At 60.7% G+C, this 16799-nt stretch carries 14 protein-coding genes; 8 read left to right on the top strand and 6 right to left on the bottom strand.

The window, feature by feature from the left end; all coding sequences use genetic code 11:
• Nucleotides 1-24: 24 nt before the first annotated feature.
• Nucleotides 25-3471, bottom strand: coding sequence for a transcription-repair coupling factor (mfd, locus tag F550_RS0104235; RefSeq protein ID WP_018147286.1), 3447 nt, complete (start codon nt 3469-3471; stop codon nt 25-27).
• A 55-nt stretch (nt 3472-3526) separates the two neighbouring features.
• The gene (locus tag F550_RS0104230) at nt 3527-3787 is read right to left on the bottom strand and encodes a succinate dehydrogenase assembly factor 2 (protein ID WP_233348988.1); all 261 of its coding nucleotides are present in this window, start codon (nt 3785-3787) and stop codon (nt 3527-3529) included.
• A 110-nt stretch (nt 3788-3897) separates the two neighbouring features.
• Between F550_RS0104230 and recG the strand changes: the two genes are divergently transcribed.
• Nucleotides 3898-5964, top strand: a complete 2067-nt coding sequence (gene recG, locus F550_RS0104225; protein WP_018147284.1) for an ATP-dependent DNA helicase RecG — start codon at nt 3898-3900, stop codon at nt 5962-5964.
• On the opposite strand, the gene F550_RS0104220 is transcribed toward recG, so the two are convergent.
• On the bottom strand, nt 5935-6654 hold the full coding sequence (locus F550_RS0104220; RefSeq protein WP_018147283.1) for a DUF502 domain-containing protein: 720 nt from the start codon (nt 6652-6654) through the stop codon (nt 5935-5937). The genes recG and F550_RS0104220 overlap by 30 nt on opposite strands.
• A 79-nt stretch (nt 6655-6733) precedes the next feature.
• Between F550_RS0104220 and F550_RS0104215 the strand changes: the two genes are divergently transcribed.
• The 3 genes from F550_RS0104215 to F550_RS0104205 are packed head-to-tail and all read left to right on the top strand — an operon-like array spanning nt 6734 to nt 9018.
• Nucleotides 6734-7741 carry a phosphotransferase family protein gene (locus F550_RS0104215; RefSeq protein WP_018147282.1) on the top strand — a complete coding sequence of 336 codons (1008 nt, stop codon included), beginning with the start codon at nt 6734-6736 and terminating at the stop codon, nt 7739-7741.
• Nucleotides 7734-8111, top strand: coding sequence for a DUF6285 domain-containing protein (locus tag F550_RS0104210; protein WP_018147281.1), 378 nt, complete (start codon nt 7734-7736; stop codon nt 8109-8111). The genes F550_RS0104215 and F550_RS0104210 overlap by 8 nt, the downstream gene beginning before the upstream one ends.
• Nucleotide 8112: 1 nt before the next feature.
• Entirely contained in the window at nt 8113-9018 is a 906-nt protein-coding gene (locus tag F550_RS0104205) for a DUF3089 domain-containing protein (RefSeq protein WP_018147280.1), read from the top strand.
• Here F550_RS0104205 and rfaE2 read toward each other — a convergent pair.
• Nucleotides 9015-10466, bottom strand: a complete 1452-nt coding sequence (rfaE2, locus tag F550_RS0104200; RefSeq protein WP_018147279.1) for a D-glycero-beta-D-manno-heptose 1-phosphate adenylyltransferase — start codon at nt 10464-10466, stop codon at nt 9015-9017. The two genes, F550_RS0104205 and rfaE2, sit on opposite strands and share 4 nt — an antisense overlap.
• Nucleotides 10467-10620: 154 nt before the next feature.
• On the opposite strand from rfaE2, the gene F550_RS0104195 reads away from it, so the two are divergent.
• The 4 genes from F550_RS0104195 to F550_RS0104180 are packed head-to-tail and all read left to right on the top strand — an operon-like array spanning nt 10621 to nt 15447.
• On the top strand, nt 10621-12081 hold the full coding sequence (locus tag F550_RS0104195; RefSeq protein ID WP_018147278.1) for a cryptochrome/photolyase family protein: 1461 nt from the start codon (nt 10621-10623) through the stop codon (nt 12079-12081).
• A 2-nt stretch (nt 12082-12083) separates the two neighbouring features.
• Complete coding sequence (locus tag F550_RS0104190) at nt 12084-13415, top strand: NAD(P)/FAD-dependent oxidoreductase (RefSeq protein ID WP_018147277.1); 1332 nt, start codon at nt 12084-12086, stop codon at nt 13413-13415.
• Nucleotides 13412-14215, top strand: a complete 804-nt coding sequence (locus F550_RS16815) for a DUF1365 domain-containing protein (RefSeq protein WP_083910907.1) — start codon at nt 13412-13414, stop codon at nt 14213-14215. Before F550_RS0104190 ends, F550_RS16815 begins: the two co-directional genes overlap by 4 nt.
• Nucleotides 14212-15447: an SAM-dependent methyltransferase gene (locus F550_RS0104180; protein WP_051076815.1), complete on the top strand. Its 1236-nt coding sequence runs from the start codon at nt 14212-14214 to the stop codon at nt 15445-15447. The genes F550_RS16815 and F550_RS0104180 overlap by 4 nt, the downstream gene beginning before the upstream one ends.
• Nucleotides 15448-15488: 41 nt before the next feature.
• Here F550_RS0104180 and F550_RS0104175 read toward each other — a convergent pair whose 3' ends face one another.
• Nucleotides 15489-16196, bottom strand: a complete 708-nt coding sequence (locus F550_RS0104175) for a DUF6134 family protein (protein WP_018147274.1) — start codon at nt 16194-16196, stop codon at nt 15489-15491.
• Nucleotides 16193-16717, bottom strand: a complete 525-nt coding sequence (locus tag F550_RS18370) for a cupin domain-containing protein (protein ID WP_018147273.1) — start codon at nt 16715-16717, stop codon at nt 16193-16195. The genes F550_RS0104175 and F550_RS18370 overlap by 4 nt, the downstream gene beginning before the upstream one ends.
• Between the last annotated feature and the right edge of the window lie 82 nt (nt 16718-16799).

Genomic DNA, 16799 nt, shown 5'->3' with positions numbered 1-16799 from the left:
CGCCAGCGCAGCGCCAGTGCCAGGTCAGTGCGGAACGAGGCCGCTCAACTCACGCAGCAGGTTGCGGATAAGCTGGATGCGCTTTTGCTTGTCATCAGGGGCGCGCGTCACGACGAGTTTCGAGTCTGGGCGCAACTTCATGGAGTTGGGCCGTGACTGAACGATGGTCATCAGCTCACGCGGTTCAACCGACGTGTCTTCGCGGAACGCCATGACGATGCCCTTGGGCCCGGAATCGAGTTTCGAGATGCCGAGCGCCTTGCAGGCGGCCTTGATGGCGGTGACATCGAGAAGCTGCTTGGTCTCCTCAGGCAGCGGGCCGAACCGGTCGATAAGCTCGGCGGCGAAGCGCTCGCGGCCTTCTTCCGTGTCGATCTCCGCAAGGCGGCGATAGAGGGCGAGGCGAACGCCAAGGTCCTCGACATAGTCTTCCGGTATGAGCACGGCGACGCCGAGATTGATCAGCGGCGACCAGTCATCAGCGACTTCTTCTTCAAGGTCATTGCCGGATTTGAGGGCCGCGACGGCGTCTTCCAGCATGGACTGGTAGAGCTCCACGCCGACCTCTTTGACATGGCCTGACTGCTGGTCACCGAGGAGGTTGCCGGAGCCACGCATGTCGAGGTCGTGGCTGGCGAGCTGGAAGCCAGCGCCGAGGCTGTCGAGCGACTGAAGGATACGCAGGCGGCGTTCGGCGCCCGGGGTCATGACCTGTTGGCGCGGCGTGGTGAGGTAGGCGTAAGCGCGCAGTTTCGACCGGCCGACGCGGCCGCGAAGCTGGTAAAGCTGCGCCAGGCCGAACATGTCGGAGCGATAGATGACGAGCGTATTGGCGCGCGGGATATCGAGGCCGCTTTCAACGATGGTGGTCGACAGGAGCACGTCGAACTCGCCCTCATAGAAGGCGGTCATGATGTCTTCCAGTTCGGTTGGCGGCATCTGTCCGTGCGCGACCACAAAGCTCACTTCAGGGACATTGTCGCGCATGAAGGTTTCGAGGAAATCGAGGTCGGTGATTCTCGGCGCGACGAAGAAGGCCTGGCCGCCGCGATACTTCTCGCGCAGCAGGGCTTCGCGGATGGTGACGGTGTCGAATTCAGCGACATAGGTGCGCACCGACAGGCGGTCGACGGGCGGGGTCGCGATGATCGAGAGGTCGCGAATGCCGGTCAGCGCCATTTGAAGCGTGCGCGGAATGGGCGTTGCCGAGAGCGTCAGGACATGGACGTCGGATTTCAGCTCTTTCAGGCGTTCCTTGTGCTTCACGCCAAAGCGCTGCTCTTCGTCGACGATGAGCAGGCCGAGCCGTTTGAACTCGATCGACTGCGAGAGAAGCGCATGCGTGCCGACGATGATATCGACGTCGCCATTGGTGAGCCCTTCGCGGGCCTCATTGGCTTCCTTCTGGGTGACCATCCGCGAGAGATGGCGCACTTTGACGGGCCAATTGGCAAAGCGTTCCGAAAAGGAATTGAAGTGCTGGCGGGCGAGCAGCGTGGTCGGCGCGATCACCGCCACCTGCATGCCGCTCATCGCCGCGACGAAAGCGGCACGGAGGGCCACTTCGGTCTTGCCGAAGCCAACATCGCCGCAGACCAGGCGGTCCATGGGCCTGCCGCTGGAGAGATCGGTCAGCGTGTCTTCGATGGCGTTGAGCTGGTCGTCGGTTTCCTCATAAGGGAAGCGGGCGGCGAATTCCTCATAGAGTCCCTGCCCTGTCGTGGTTGGCTCGGCTCGTTTCAGCTCACGCGCGGCGGCGATGTCGAGCAGTTCGGCGGCCATTTCGAGGATGCGTTTCTTGGCCTTGGCCTTGCGGGTCTGCCAGCCGACTCCGCCCAGTTTGTCCACGGCGCTTTCAGCATCATCGCTGCCATAGCGGCTGATAAGGTCCACGTTCTCGACGGGCAGATAGATCTTGTCGCCGCCGGCATATTCCAGCTCGAGGCAGTCATGCGGGGCGCCGGTCAGCTCCAGCGTTTTCAGCCCTTCATAGCGCCCGACGCCATGATCGACATGGACCACGAGGTCGCCTGTATTCAGCGAGGCAGCTTCGGAGATGAAATTGGCGGCCTTGCGCTTGCGGCGCGGTGCGGCGAGCCGATCGCCGAGGACGTCCGGTTCAGAAATGATGGCGAGGGCATCGGTTTCGATCCCCTGTTCCAGAGGTAGCTCGCAGATGCTGAGACCCGCGCTCTTTGCCGCCTGCATCGAATAGGTCCGCGGAAGCGCGCCGAGGCCATGGTCTTCCATGACGTTGACCAGCCTGTCGGCCGAGCCGGACGTCCACGCACCGAAAACAACTGTAAGGCCTTTCTCGCGGAGTGCTAGCGCATGAGCGGCGGCGGCCTTGAAGACATTGAGTTCGGGCTGTGCGCGCTCAGGGGCGAAATCGCGGCCATATTTGCCGCCAAGGTCTATGCCGCCCGCTGCGGCGGATGCGGTGAACCGGGCGATGCCGCGCGACGAAAGCGCTTCATCAAGCTCGCTATTGGCAAGATAGAGCGCGTCCGGTGGCAGAACGCGGGACGGCCGGTCGTCGGTTGCCGCGTCCAGCCGGGCTGCGTGATAATCTTCTGCCTGTGACCGGCGTTCGGCTGCTGCCTCGCCCGACAGGTAGCTGAAGCCGACAATCGCATCATCGCCGATATAGTCGAAGATCGTATCGAGATGGTCGTGGAAGAGCGGCAGCCAGTTTTCCAGCCCCTGTCGGCGGATCTGGGCGCGCGCTGCCTCATACATCGTGTCGCCGCCCGGTGCGCCAAACGCACTAAGGTATTTCTCACGGAAGAGGCTGAGTGTGTCGGTGGAGAAGAGGATTTCAGAGACAGGAGCGAGCGTGACCGAGGTCAGCTCCCGCGTCGAAATCTGTGTCTCTGGATTGAAGGCTTTGAGCTGGTCCAGCGTGTCACCGAAGAGGTCGATCCGGATCGGCTCCTCGCTGGTCGGCGGAAAGATGTCGATAATGCCGCCGCGAATGGCGTACTCGCCGCGCTCGCTGACGGTGGAGGCGCGGATATAGCCGTTCACTGAGAGGTAGTCGGTGAGCGCGTTTTCAGCGAGCTCTTCGCCAACGCTCATCGAGAAGCTCGCCGCGCGCATGGTCTCGCGCGGCGGCATGCGCTGCACGAGGCCAGAGCCCGTGGTGATGACGAGCAGAGGCTGACTGTCTTCGCGCTGCTGGGCGATACGGGCAAGCGCGGCGCATCTTTGCGAGGACACAGCCGCGCTTGGGCTGACGCGGTCATATGGAAGAATGTCCCAACCCGGCAGGAGGACACGGTCCATAGAGGGGTGGAAGAACTCTGCGAGCTTTAGCGCGGTTGCGGCGGTCTTGTCGTCGCGGGCCACATAGAGGGCGATGCCGCCTGCATCCAGAAGCGCATCCTGAAAGGCTTTGATGTCCAGCCCGAAGGGCGCACCGGAGACATTCGTCGGCGCAGAAAGACTGGCAAGACGCGAAGGGCTAGGCATGGTCGATCACCTGACGGGATAGACAGGAGCGCGCCTTCAGCGCGTTCGCCGTAATTTACTGAGCGCGCGCGTCGTATCTAAAGCCGAGCAGCTGGTCCAGCACCGGGCCTGCATAATTTGGCGGAACAGGCTTGTTGCCGATGATCCACGCGAAGACTTCCCAGTCAGGCGTCGCCAGGAGACGCTCGAACTCATCGAGCTCTGCGTCCGACATATCGGCGATCCGCTCATTTGCGAACTGGCCCATCAGGAGGTCCATTTCTCGGAAGCCGCGGCGCCATGCCCGGAATTTCAATTTACGTTTGCGTTCTTGCACGATCGAGACCTCTATTGAGCTTGAAACCGTCACATAGGTGCGCGTGCGCCGCTTGCCCAGCTACCTCTTCAATTGAAGCCTGCGACGCTTTCGATATGGTCCCTACGCTTATGCGCGATGAACGACTCTTTCCCTTGTTCCAGCCGGTCGACAAATTGCCGGGGATCGGACCCAAGCTGAAGCCTGTCTTCGAGCGGCTGATCGGCGGCGACACCGTATGGGATCTGCTGTTGCACCTGCCTGAGAAATGGCTCGACCGGCGCGTGCGCGACAGCTTCCAGGACCTTGTCGCCGGTGAGGTCGCGACCGTGCGCGGCGAGGTGCAGTCCTGCAAGGCGCCCTATTCCGACCGTGCGCCGCACCGCATCCAGCTGTTTGACGGGTCGGGCTTTCTGACGCTGACTTATTTCCGGGCTGACCCGAGATGGCTGCAGGGACAGTTTCCGATCGGCAAGGAGCGGATCGTGTCAGGCGTTGTCGGTGAGTTCCAGGGCGAGCGGCAGATGTCGCACCCGGACTATGTGCTGGACCCGGCCCGCGGCGAAGCGCCGCCGCCTGTCGAACCGATCTACAGGCTGACGGCCGGGCTGACCAATCGGCGGGTTCATTCGGCCGCCGTTGCGGCGCTGGAGCTTGTGCCAGATGACCTTCCGGAATGGCTGGGGGCTGACCTTCTTGAAGCGAATCACTGGCCCGCGTTCAAGGCGGCGCTGTCGGGGCTGCATGCGCCAGAAAACTACAATGAAGACGCGTTCGAGATCGCACGGCGGCGGCTCTCCTATGATGAGGCTTTGGCGCGCGAGACCGTGTTTGCGTTCGCAAGGGATAGCCGGGCGCGAAAATCTGCTCCGGCGCTAGAGGCGGCGAATGATGCGCTGAATGAGCTTGTTGGCCGCCTGCCCTACAAGCTGACATCGGCGCAGCGAAAGGCCGTCCGGGAGATTACAGATGATGTGGCGCGGCCTCATCCGATGCGGCGGATGCTGCAAGGCGATGTCGGGGCCGGCAAGACGCTGGTTGCGGTGCTGGCGGCGCTGAAGGCTGTGGCCTCTGGTTATCAGGCGGTCTTCATGGCGCCGACCGAAGTGCTGGCCCGCCAGCAATATGAAACGGTTGCCGGATTTCTCGGCCCCCTCGGTCATGAGGTTGCGGTGCTGACGGGGCGGGAAAAAGGGCCAAAGCGCGAAGCGACGCTGATGGGGCTCGCCGATGGCAGCATTCATGTCGCTGTCGGGACGCAGGCGCTCTTTCAGGAAAGCGTGGCGTTCAAGAAGCTCGGCCTGATCGTGGTGGATGAGCAGCACCGGTTTGGGGTGGCAGACCGGATGCGCCTGGTCGAGAAGGCATCGGCGCCGCACATGCTGGTGATGAGCGCGACACCTATTCCGCGAACGCTGGCGCAGGCGGTTCACGGCGATCTCGATGTCTCAATCCTTGATGAGAAGCCAGCGGGGCGTCAGCCCATCGAGACACGGGCCATTCCGGACACGCGGATCGAAGATGTCGTCGAGGCCATCGGGCGAGCCGTCGAGCGCGATGAACGCGTCTTCTGGGTCTGTCCCCGCGTCGATGCAGATGAGGATGACAGCTCGGCTGTCGCGCGCGCGGCGGCGCTAGAGGACTGGCTGGGCCAGAAGGTCGGCCTTGTGCATGGGCGGCTTCGCGGCGACCAGAAGGATGAAGCGCTGGAAGCGTTCAGACGCGGCGAGACGCGCGTCCTGGTGGCCACGACGGTGATCGAGGTCGGCGTTGATGTGCCCGATGCCACGGTGATGGTCATTGAGCGGGCCGAGGGGTTCGGGCTTGCCCAGCTTCACCAGCTGCGCGGGCGCGTCGGGCGCGGCTCTCGCAAGTCCTATTGCATCCTGCTCTATCGCCCGCCGCTGGGCGAGGTGGCGCGCAAACGTCTTGAAACGTTGCGCGAGACCGATGACGGCTTCGCTATCGCCGAGGCCGACTTCAAGCTCCGCGGGCCCGGTGACCTGCTTGGTGTTCGCCAGTCCGGCGCTGTCGATTACCGGATTGTCGACCTGCAGCTGGATGCCGACCTTATCGAGATCGCGCGCAAGGATGCCCGCTATGCCATTGAGGGCGATCCGGGACTGACGAGCGAGCGCGGGCGGGCACTTAGCCTCCTGCGCGAACTTCTAAGCCCGCTCGTCAGACAGCGGGAGTGAACGCTGCTCAGGCTCGCCCTTGCCGAAGTGAGGTACAACAAGACCAGCGGACAGAATCATCTTGGCGCCGTCCTCGATAGACATGTCCATTTCGATGCACTCGGTTTCCTTCACATAGATGAGGAAGCCCGATGTCGGGTTTGGGGTTGTCGGTACAAAGACGCCGACGAATTCAGGGCTGAGGCGATGGGCGATCTCCCCCTTGGCATTCGAGGAGACGAATCCGATGCACCAGGAGCCAGTCTTCGGGTACTCGACCATGACGACGCGGTCGTAAGAGGCCTGTTGATTGTTGGTCAGCACCTCGACCAGCTGTTTGAAGGCGGCGTAGACATTCCGGACGATGGGGACGCTCGACAAGAGCCGGTCGGCCCCGCGCACCACTGAACGTCCGAGAAGGTTGGTGGTGATCGCGCCGAGGATGGTCAGGGCGACGATCATCACGATCACGCCGAAACCCGGTATCGCGATATTGGTATAGGTTTCCGGCTGGATGACCGGCGGCAGCAGGGGTTTGACGCGGTTGTCGATGAAGTTGATCAGAAATTGCAGGACGAAGAACGTAATGGCGATCGGCGCCGCGATCACCATGCCGGCAAGGAACCGGCCACGAAGCCACGCCCCCAGGCTCGGCCGTTTCGGGGCCGGGGTCATCAATCCGTTGTCTGATTGACCGGACTTTTTCGCCATTAAAGCGCTCCTGAATCTCGCATGGGTTTACGTTGAGTATGGCTTGGAGAAGATATGATTTCGGTTAATTGTGGCCGAGATGAGTGACAAACAAGAATTCGATAACAGGCTGCAGGCGGTCCTTAGACGCGTGTATGGTGAGCAGACCAGACTCACCGCTGCCAATAGACTGTCCGGCGGCGCGAGCCAGGAGACATGGCTGCTTGAATTAAGTGGTGAGGGCGCTCCTGGTTCCCTCATCTTGCGCCGGGCCCCTGAAGGTATGGAGGCGACCGAAGACTCGCGCGCCCTGGGCCTTCCAAATGAAGCGGCGCTGATTCGCAAGGCCGCAGAGACCGGTGTGGTCGTGCCCGAGGTCGTGCATGTCCTCACCCCTGGTGAAGGACTTGGCGAAGGCTTCATCATGTCGAAGATCGAGGGCGAAACGATCGCCCGGCGCATCCTTCGCGATGATGAGTATGCAGAGGCGCGCAAGAATTTGCCCGCCCAGTGCGGCAAGTCGCTTGCGGGTATTCATGCCATCGACGGATCGGATGTCTCGCGCCTGCGGCTCAACAGCGGGCTTGAGCAGATCGATCATTATGAGGCGACCTATCAGGAGATGGGCGAGTGCCGGCCCATCTTCGACCTGGCGATTGTCTGGCTTCGCGAGAATGCGCCGACGCAACTAGATCCAGTGCTTGTTCATGGCGACTTTCGTCTCGGCAACATCATGGTCGACGAAAAGGGCCTCGCCGCCGTGCTCGACTGGGAGCTCGCCCATTATGGCGACCCGCGCGAAGACATTGGCTGGATGTGTACCAATTCCTGGCGCTTCGGGCATTCCGACAAGCGGCTCGGCGGGTTCGGCCATGTCGAAGCCCTGCTTGAGGCCTATGCTGAGGCTGGCGGGGCTGAGTTCACGCCTCGCGACATCGACTGGTGGGACATGCTCGGCAGTATGAAATGGGGCATCATGTGTATGGGGATGTACGAGACGTTCCGTTCTGGCGCCGATGCCAGCGTAGAGCGCGCGGCCATTGGGCGGCGCGTTTCGGAGACAGAGATGGACCTCATCAACCTGCTGGAGGGTCAGCGTCATGCATAATCAGCCAAGCGTCAGTGAACTGGTCCAGGCGGTGAAGAATTTCGTCGATCACTCGGCCATGCCTGAGCTGACAGGGCGCGCGGCCTTTCACGCCCGCGTCGCCTCCAACGTGCTCGCGACAATCCTCCGCGATCTCGACAGCCGGGAAGAAAACGACGCCGAGGAGTATGCGCGTCTGCAGGCGCTGATTGCCGACAGCGACGGCAAGACGCGCGCTGAGCTGAACGCAGAATTGCGCGGCAAGATCAGGTCGGGCGAGCTGACGGTTCAGTCAGCTGAGCTGATGGACCACCTCAAAAAGACCGCAATTGCGCAGTTGAAAGTCGATCAACCGAAATATTCGGGACTGGCAACTGCTCTAGAGGACTAAAATGCGCCCTATCCTGATTGCGCTTGGCATTGTGGCTGCGCTCGCTGTCGGCTGGGTCGTGTTCAAGGATAGCCTTTATGCGTCCTGGCTCGGCCAAGGTGAGCGGGTTGCCGAAGAGCCTGACTATTCCATGGAAGAGGACTGGCTTGATCGCCCTGCCGAGCTGCCCGCCGGTGGATGGGCGAGCCCTTGGGGCGTTGATGTCTTCCTGATTGCGCCCATGCCGACGAGCCCGGCACCCGCTGGTCTGATGGATGCGTCTTCCGAGGCCCTGAAATCCGATTATGCGCGTTTTGTTGAACAGACCGAATTGGTATCCGAGACGGCTGTTCTTTATGCGCCGTCCTATCGCGCGCCGTCTCCGGCTGCGGGCAAGAAGCTGAGAAGTGAGGGCACAGATCTCGCGGCCGCTGACGTCCGGCAGGCCATGACCCGTTACCTGAATGCAGACAATCGCAAACGCGCGCTGATCCTTGTTGCCGCGCCGGGCAGCGAGACCATGCTTGAGCCAGTGATTGAGGCGCTGCCGCAGGACGAGGAATTTCGTCAGCGCTTTGGCGGTGTGATGCTGCCAGCGGGCATGGCGACCCATGAATGGTCTGAAAAGGTCGGGCCTTGCAGCGATGCCGTGGAGGCCTGCGTGGTGGAGACGGGCCTTGCCACAAGCAAGCCGTTCCGGCGCTTCCTGATGCCGAGTCTGCCGCGGCCACAGCTCGTCTATTCCGACACCGGCTCTATTGGCGCGGAGATAGACAGCCGCGCCGAGGCGCTGTCTAGCTGGCTTGAAGAGAATGCGACGAAACCTGCTGAGCCTTTTGACACATGGGCCGCTGAAGAAGTTGTCGACGTCGCGCCAATCCGCCGCCCGAACTCCGAGCGTGATATCTCAGGTGAGCGCGGAAACTAGCTGCGCGAGCGCTCGATGATGCCCGTGGTCGAGCGGCCCTCCATCAGCGGCACGATGATGACCTCACCGCCGCGCGCGGTGACGGTCTCTGCGCCGACGATCTCGTCAGGCTTGTAGTCCCCGCCCTTGACCAGAACGTCCGGCTGGATCGCCTCGATCAGGGCGGCTGGTGTGTCGTCGTCAAAGCTGGTTACGGCATCGACGCCAGCGATTCCAGCGAGCAGGATTGCCCGGTCACCTTCGGTATTCACAGGGCGGCTGTCGCCCTTCAGACGCTTGACGGAGGCGTCTGTATTGATCGCGACGATGAGACGGTCACAGTGCGCCCGCGCCTGCTGAAGGACTTTGAGATGGCCCGGGTGCAGGATGTCGAAACAGCCATTGGTGACGCCGACACGGAGGCCTGCTGCCCGCCAGCGCTGGGTCATCTCCACGAGGTCCTGCCGGTTGAGTACCGGGGCTGATGGCGGCGCATCATCCTGCGATAGCGCGCGGTGAAGCTCCTCGGCGCTGACCGTTGCGGTACCGACCTTGCCGACAACAATGCCGGATGCGGCGATGGCCAGTGAAACAGCGTCGCGAAGATCTGCGCCGGTGGCGATCGCGGCGGCGAGAGCTGCCATGCTGGTGTCCCCTGCCCCGGACACGTCGAAGACTTGCCGCGCTTCGCCGCGAAGGTGAAAGGTTTCCTGTCCGGCCAGCCATGACATGCCCTTGCCGGCACGTGTCACAACGATCTGGCAGCCCGGCATGTGTTTGGAGGCGTCCAAAAGTGCCGCTTCGACCTCCCTGTCCGATGAGGTTGGCAGGCCTGTGGCCCCGCTCAGCTCGCTCGCATTGGGCTTGATGAGGTCGGCGCCGGCATAGAGCGAGAAGTCTTTCGACTTCGGGTCAACCAGAAGCGGGATACCTGCCGATCTGGCCGCGTCTACGCAGGCCGTGAACACGGCTGGCGTGATCGTGCCCTTGGCATAGTCTGAGACGATGATCGCAGACGCGCCCGTTGCCGCCTTGGCGATCGCTGAAGCGAGCACAGCGCCGGCTGGCCCCATGTCAGGCCGGTCATCTTCGGTATCGACGCGAAGCAGCTGCTGTGTGCTGGCAATGAAGCGCGATTTGACGACGGTCTTTATGGCGCTCGTTTTCGCGAGCTGGCACTCGATCAGAGGGTCGGACCCTAGAAGCGCTGCAAGCTGTTCGCCTGCCTCATCGTCGCCGACACAGCCCAGCATGATCGTGTGGATGCCAAGCGCGCTGAGATTGCGGGCGACGTTTCCGGCCCCGCCTGGCACCTCGAGAGAGTGGGTCTTGCGCAAGACCGGCACGGGGGCCTCAGGTGAGACACGGCCGACATCGCCGTACACATAGCGGTCCAGCATCAGGTCGCCGATGCAGAGAACGCGTTTGCCTGAAGCTTTCTCAAGGATTTCAGATATTTGCTGTCTCAAGCTAGATATTCCTTGTGCCAGCAGGCCGATAGGAGCGCGCGCTCTTCTGCGTAATCAATCTTTTCCCTGAGCACCAGACTGGAGGCTGCTGGACAAGGCTGATCTGCGTCACAGTTTAGCGCGTACTCGTTTTAGGAATGTTCACAGGAGGCATGTGCTGGCGCAAGATAATCCCAATTCCGTAATCGTATGGTTTCGCAATGATCTTCGGATTTCGGACCATGCAGCGCTTGCTGCCGCCGCCGATGCGGGGGCGAAGATCTATCCGGTCTATATTCTTGAAAATGACGCCGACGGCAGCAGGCCGCTTGGCGGCGCATCGAAATGGTGGCTCGACAAGTCCCTGAAGTCGCTTCGGTCTGATATCTCTGAGCGCGGCGGGAAACTGATCTGCCGCAAGGGTGACGCGAGCAAAGTGATTCGCGATCTCATTCAGGAGACGGGTGCAGACGCCGTATTCTGGGGGCGGCGGTACACGCAGCCGGAGATCGACCGCGATGCCGAGATCAAGCAGCAACTAAAGGACGACGGCCTCGAGTCGCGCAGTTTCAACACGACGCTTCTGACAGAGCCCTGGGCGTATCAGACGACGACCGGCGGCTACTACAAGGTTTTCACCCCTTATTGGCGCTCGGTGCGCGATAGCTATGAGGCGCCGGATCCAATGGGCGCGCCCGATAGCTTTGCAGGCGTTGGGATTGATGGTGACGAGATCGAGGATTGGGGACTTCATCCAACCAAGCCTGACTGGTCAACCGGCTTCGATAGCCTATGGACGCCTGGTGAAGCGGGCGCGCAGGAGCGGCTGAGCGATTTCCTCGACGGGCCGGTGCGGGACTATGAAGAAATGCGCAATCGGCCGGATGTAGAGGATGGTACGTCCGGACTTTCTCCCCATCTCCATCATGGTGAAATCAGCCCGGCAACGGTCTGGCGCGCCGTCATGGGGCGTATCAATCGCGGTCTGAAGCAGGAAGAGAGCGCCTTGTCCTTCTTGTCGGAAATCGTCTGGCGTGAATTTTCCTACGTTCTGCTCTATCATAATCCGGCTATGGGGCGGGAAAACTACAACGATAAATTCGATGCCATGTCGTGGAGGTCCAGCAAGAGCGACCTTGAGCGATGGCAGAAGGGTCAGACCGGGTATCCGATTGTCGATGCCGGTATGCGCCAGCTCTGGGAGACAGGCTGGATGCACAACCGGGTCAGGATGATCGTCGCCTCGCTCCTGACAAAACACTTGCTCATACACTGGGCCGACGGCGAGGACTGGTTCTGGGATACTCTGGTCGATGCAGATCCCGCGTCCAATGCTGCGGGATGGCAGTGGACGGCAGGGTCTGGTGCCGATGCCTCGCCCTATTTCCGTGTCTTCAACCCAATCACGCAGGGCCAGAAGTTCGACAAGACGGGCGAATACGTCCGCAAGTGGTGCCCAGAACTCGCAAAGCTGCCGCAAAAGCATCTTCATGCACCCTGGGAAGCGGGCAAGGACGTACTGGAAAAGGCAGGTATCGAATTGGGAGCGACTTATCCCAAGCCGATCATTGAGCATAAGGCCGGGCGACAACGCGCACTCGATGCGTGGGAGTCGCTCAAGGAAAAGCAGGACTGAGAATGAAAAAAATCGCTGTCATCGGGTCAGGCATCAGTGGGCTCGGCGCTGCTTTCGCACTGAAGGACACGGCAGAAGTAACCGTGTTCGAGGCGCGTGATCGCGCCGGCGGACATGCCCATACGAAGACGATCGACTATGATGGCACCGAACTCAGCGTCGATGTTGGCTTCATTGTCTATAATGGTCGGAATTATCCAAACCTGACGGGGTTCTTTGAGGCTCTGAATGTAGAGACCGAACCGAGCGATATGAGCTTTGCGGTGTCGAATGAAGACGGCTTTGAATGGGCCTCGACCATCAAGGGAATGTTCGCCCGCAAGCGGAACCTGCTGCGTCCGCGTTTTCATCGTTTCTGGCGGTCGATCCTGAAGTTCAACGATATGGCCCGCGAGGAACTTGCGGGCGGACTTATCGGAAGTGAGACGCTCGGCGTATGGCTGGGCCAGAAAGGGTTCAGCGAGGACTTCAAGCAGAACTATATTCTGCCTATGGGCGGGGCGATCTGGTCGACGCCGCCGGCCGAAATGATGGACTATCCGGCGCTAAGCTTTTTCCGTTTCTTCGATAATCACCGGCTGATGCATGCCGAGCGGCCCACATGGCGGACAGTCACTGGCGGCTCGAAGCAGTATGTCGATGCGGCCAGCAGCGTGCTTGGTGAGCGTCTTCGGCTCAATTCGCCGGTTGAGCAGGTCAGTCCGTTTGGGGACCATGTGAAGGTGACAACCGCTGACGGGCACGATCACCTTTTCGATGATGTGATCGTCGCTACCCACTCTGATACAGCGAGATCACTGCTGGCACCCGCCTATGAAGATCAGCGCTTTCTTCTGAAGTCGGTCGGCTACAGGCCGAACCGCATCTATCTTCACAAGAACCCGGACTATATGCCGGAGCGCAAGCGGGCATGGGCGAGCTGGAACGTTATTGACCGACAGTCGGACGGCGAGAATATCTGCCTAACCTACTGGATGAACCGATTGCAGAATTTGCCGGACAAGCATCCGCTCTTCGTGACGCTGAACCCGGTCGAACCGCCGCCCGCTTCGGATGTGTTCTATGAGCTGACTTTTGATCACCCGCAGTTCGATGCAGCGGCAGCGGCGGCCTGCCGGTCACTGGAGCGTATTCAGAGCGACCGGGGGCTCTGGCTCGCAGGCGCCTGGCTCGGCTCTGGTTTTCATGAGGATGGCCTGAAAAGTGGTCTGCGCGCAGCGCTGTCTCTTGGTGGCCGCGTGCCATGGGAGGCAGAGAACGTGACCCTTGTTGAGCGGCTGGGAGCCAAAGCGGCCAAGGCCGACCTCAGAGCCGCCGGGACTGCAGCTCAGTGACCTACCCTTCCCCCGCCTTGCGGCTCCATCATGGCGAAACGGTCCACAGGCGGTTCACACCGTTTGTGTCGGATTTCAGCTACAAGGTCTTCATGATCGAGCTGGATATCGACCGGCTTGATGAGGCTGACCGGCAGTGCCGTCTGTTTGGTGTGGACCGCAGTGCGCTCTTCTCATTTCGGCCCAAGGATCATGGCGAAGGCGGGGCGCAAAGCCTGCGAAGCTGGGCAGAGGACCGTTTCAAGACGGCAGGCGTTGACGCGTCTTCGCTGCGGTTGCGGCTGATGACATTTCCACGGCACCTCTTTCACAAGTTCGCGCCAATTTCGCTCTGGCTTGCAGAGACAGAACACGGCGCGCCTGCAGGTGTCCTCTACGAGGTCCGAAACACGTTCGGCGAGCGGCATACGTACGTCTCAGTGATTGAGGGTAAGTGGACGCGGCACGTGTCGAAGAAAGATTTCCACGTGTCGCCCTTTTTCGATCTTTCGGGACATTACGAGTTTTCGCTGCAACGCTCAGAAGACCGCCTGAAACTTGGCGTGACGACGATGAAAGACGGCGCTGCCAAACATATGGCGACGCTATCGACGGCCTTTGAACCGGCGACCGATCAGGCGCTGTTGCGCGCGGCGGTCTTGATGCCTGCGTCGACGATCGGCGTGACGCTTGGTATTCATTGGGAAGCGTTGAAGCTTTGGCTGAAAGGCGCAGATTATCACCCCAAGCCGCATCAGAATGAACAAACCGTATCAATAGCAGCGCCATCGGGCCGCACGATCAAGGAGACCCAGGGATGAGCGAACAATTGGATGAAACGAGAGCGACGATGACGTCCCTGAGGCAGTTGTCCGGGGTTCCGGCCGGGTTCCGCTTGGCAGGCCTGTTCTTGCTGCGCACTGAGAACGGATCGCTCCGGTTCAATCTGCCGGATGGACGGACAGTGCTGTTCGATCATGGCAATCCCGGCCCGCATGCGGTGGTCGATGTGCATGAATTCGGTTTCGCCAAACGGGCGCTTGCGGGCGGTGATATCGGTTTTGCCGAAAGCTATATGGACGGCGAATGGTCGACGCCGGATCTGACGGCCGTGCTGGAGTTTTTCTCGGAGAATTTCGAGGCCGCTGGGAAACTCGCTGTTGGCGGGTCGCTGGTGAAGGGCATCAACAAGCTTCGCCATATCTTCAACCGCAACAGCCGGGCAGGCGCGCGCCGCAATATCATGGCGCACTATGACCTTGGCAATGATTTCTATTCGGCCTGGCTGGACGAGACGATGACCTATTCTTCGGCGCTGTTCGACCGGCCGAACATGTCGCTCGAACAGGCGCAGACCGCGAAATATAATGGCATCGCAGACCAGCTCATGGCGGGTCCGGACAGTAACATCCTGGAGATCGGATGCGGCTGGGGCGGTTTTGCAGAATATGCTGCAAAGGTTCGCGGCTCGAAGGTGACCTGCCTGACGATCTCGGAAGCCCAGCGCGACTATGCTGCGGCGCGGATGCAGAAAGAAGGTCTGTCGGACCGGGTTGAGATCCGCCTCGAAGACTACCGCGACCATCAGGGGGCGTATGACGGCGTTGCCTCGATCGAGATGTTCGAAGCGGTCGGTGAGGCCTACTGGCCAAGCTACTTCCAGAAGGTTCGCGAAAGTCTCGCTGGGCCAGATGCGAAGGCTGCGCTGCAGATCATCACCATCGAGGACAAGCTTTTCAGACGCTACAGGAAGCGAACCGATTTCATCCAGCGCTATATATTTCCGGGCGGAATGTTGCCGAGCGAAAAAGCGCTGCGGGAATCGCTATCGGAGTCCGGGCTTCGCTTCGATGCCGTTCACTATTTCGGTCAGGACTATGCGAAGACGCTGAAGATCTGGGCGGAGCGTTTCGAAGAAGCCTGGGACAAGGTGCAGACGTTCGGGTTCGATGAGCGGTTTCGCCGTCTCTGGCGGTTTTACCTGAGCTATTGCGAGGCCGGGTTCGGGAATGGCCGGATTAATGTCGGTCAGTTCCAGCTGTCGCGGGCCTAAAAGAAAAGGCGGGCTTTAGAGCCCGCCTTTTTCAGGTCGTCCTAGTAAAGTTCGGTCAGCACGTAATCGATCTGTTGGCCGCGTGCCTCAAAACCGAGTTTCACCCAGCGCGATTCGTCATCGTACCAGAGGTCTACGGTCAGGTCAGAGACGAGACGATAGTGGGTTGTCTCAACATCTTCGCCGCCGATCGTAATGGTTTCGCGTCCGATTTTCTCGACGCTGGTGTCGAGAAGTTCACCCGATTCGGTCGATAGGATCTGGTCGCTGAAGGCCTGCTGGATATTCCAGTGGCTAGACGGGATGATTCCAATGGGAGCATCGCCGGTATAGGCCGACCCTTCGATTGCGAGACTGTCGCCGCTCATATTGGCTTCGACATATTCATCATCGCCATCATCATTGGTCCTGCCTGACAGTCCAACGAGGTTTCCGTCCTTCCAGGCTTCCGTCGCATCCAGAGAATACCGAAAGACGGTGATCGGTCCGAGGCCCGCCTTCAGATCTACATCGGACGTAGCAGTGAATCTGTCTTCGGACTCGACATCGAACGAGATGGTATGGGTACCAAACTCCTTGCCCTTGCGAAGAACATTAAAGGCGATGCGGTCGCCATCTTCTGGCTGCCATGCCGCCGGCGCGTCTGCTTCGACCGGAGACTTGATGCTGTCGGTCTCAGCTGTGTCAGCGAAGGCGGGCGCCGCCAGAAAGACGACTGCAATAGAGGCGATACAGGGTCGATTGTTCACGTAAATCTCCAGAATGGCGTATCTGCACGAGCAACGAAGCAGGTACATGCCTTGTTCCCGGCCGCTTCGGGCCGGTGGCGGACGCCGGAGGTGGCCAGAACCAGATCGCCGGCCTCAAATGTGCCGCGGCCATCCTTGAGGCTGCCCTCAAGGACGATCATCGCCTCGAGCGTGCTGTGACCGTGTTCGAAGACGCGGTCTCGAGGATCAAGTCGCATGAGAGAGCCGCTTTCCTCGGGAAGCTTCGCCGTCCGGGCCCCAGAGAGGCCGCGCCGCCAGTTCACAGCATCATAATCGGTCTGGATGATATCGGTTGCGACATCCTCCATCCGGTCGAGCGCCTGGCGGTAATCCGCCCCGGCTTTGCCCAGAGACGTGCGGACTGTTTCCCAGACGCGCGCGGTCTCATCGCCCTCGCTGGACATCAGACGGTGGATCGTGGCCGCGATACTCATGCTGAGCGACAGATTGCCGGTCGCATAGTCGAGCATGAAGGTCTGATATGTATCCGGGTCGTTCATAGCGTGTTCCAGAAGTTGCAACTCGCTCTGAACTACGCGTGCGGTCGCCATCTGGATCAATTGGGCGAGTGTTGTAACTGAC

This window comes from Henriciella marina DSM 19595 (assembly GCF_000376805.1).
Lineage (GTDB): Bacteria > Pseudomonadota > Alphaproteobacteria > Caulobacterales > Hyphomonadaceae > Henriciella > Henriciella marina.
This window is presented reverse-complemented; position numbering and strand designations above follow the sequence as displayed.

Bases quoted from the DNA above. Each gene is read 5' to 3' on its own strand.
- mfd (WP_018147286.1), bottom strand. From the start codon at position 3,471: ATGCCTAGCCCTTCGCGTCTTGCCAGTCTTTCTGCGCCGACGAATGTC.
- recG (WP_018147284.1), top strand. From the start codon at position 3,898: ATGCGCGATGAACGACTCTTTCCCTTGTTCCAGCCGGTCGACAAATTG.
- F550_RS0104220 (WP_018147283.1), bottom strand. From the start codon at position 6,654: ATGGCGAAAAAGTCCGGTCAATCAGACAACGGATTGATGACCCCGGCC.
- F550_RS0104215 (WP_018147282.1), top strand. From the start codon at position 6,734: ATGAGTGACAAACAAGAATTCGATAACAGGCTGCAGGCGGTCCTTAGA.
- F550_RS0104210 (WP_018147281.1), top strand. From the start codon at position 7,734: ATGCATAATCAGCCAAGCGTCAGTGAACTGGTCCAGGCGGTGAAGAAT.
- F550_RS0104205 (WP_018147280.1), top strand. From the start codon at position 8,113: ATGCGCCCTATCCTGATTGCGCTTGGCATTGTGGCTGCGCTCGCTGTC.
- F550_RS0104190 (WP_018147277.1), top strand. From the start codon at position 12,084: ATGAAAAAAATCGCTGTCATCGGGTCAGGCATCAGTGGGCTCGGCGCT.
- F550_RS0104180 (WP_051076815.1), top strand. From the start codon at position 14,212: ATGAGCGAACAATTGGATGAAACGAGAGCGACGATGACGTCCCTGAGG.
- F550_RS18370 (WP_018147273.1), bottom strand. From the start codon at position 16,717: ATGAACGACCCGGATACATATCAGACCTTCATGCTCGACTATGCGACC.